The sequence below is a fragment of the Falsiroseomonas oryziterrae genome (assembly GCF_021864505.1).
Lineage (GTDB): Bacteria > Pseudomonadota > Alphaproteobacteria > Acetobacterales > Acetobacteraceae > Falsiroseomonas > Falsiroseomonas oryziterrae.
Genome location: NZ_JAKJIB010000640.1, coordinates 1 through 903, shown reverse-complemented (window position 1 = coordinate 903; position 903 = coordinate 1). Strand labels below are relative to the sequence as shown.

Below are 903 nucleotides of genomic sequence, written 5' to 3'. Positions count from 1 at the left end.
CGCGCGCCCGGGTGCGCTCGCGCGCGGCCGCGACGCGGGCCGCCACCGTCGCCGTGGGCTCGCCGGCCGGCGCGCGCGCCAGTTCCGCGGCGGGGATCGGCTGGATCTCGATGACGATGTCCATGCGGTCGAGCAGCGGGCCCGAGAGGCGCATCTGGTAGTCCTGCCCGCAGCCCGGTGCGCGCGCGCATTCGCGCGCCGGGTCGCCGAGATGCCCGCAGCGGCACGGGTTCATCGCGGCCACGCATTGGAAGCGCGCCGGGTAGGAGACATGCGCGTTGGCGCGGCTGATCGTGGTCCGGCCGCTTTCCATCGGCTGGCGCAGCGCTTCCAGCGCGGGCCGGGGGAATTCCGGCCATTCGTCGAGGAAGAGGACGCCGAGATGGGCGAGGCTGATCTCGCCGGGCTTGGCGCGATGGCCGCCGCCGACCAGCGCCGGGACGCTCGCCGAATGGTGCGGGTCGCGGAAGGGCGGCCGGCGGATGAGGCGCCCGCCGGAGAGCATGCCGGCGACGGAATGCACCAGCGAGACGTCGAGCGCCTCGGCCGGCGTCAGGTCCGGCAGCAGGCCCGGCAGGCGCGCGGCGAGCATGGATTTGCCGGCGCCGGGCGGGCCGATCATCAGCAGGTTGTGCGCGCCGGCGGCCGCGATCTCGATGGCGCGCTTGGCGGATTCCTGGCCGCGCACCTCGGCGAGGTCGGGGCCGCGCCAGGCTTCGGCGTCCATCGCGGGCGGCGCCGGCGCGGCGAGCAGTTGCCGGCCGGTCAGGTGGTTGATCAGCGCCGGCAGGTCGGGCGGTGCGAGCACCTCCACCGTGCCGGCCCAGGCGGCCTCCGGTCCCTGCGCGGCGGGGCAGATCAGGCCGAGCTCGCGCGCGCCGGCGGCGATGGCGGCAGGCAGGA

1 protein-coding gene is annotated in these 903 nt (G+C 76.5%); it reads right to left on the bottom strand.

Annotated features, from left to right (window positions below; genetic code table 11):
* Nucleotides 1-903, bottom strand: a 903-nt coding sequence (locus L2I40_RS23805; protein WP_237217819.1) for a YifB family Mg chelatase-like AAA ATPase, incomplete at both ends; no start/stop codon positions are given.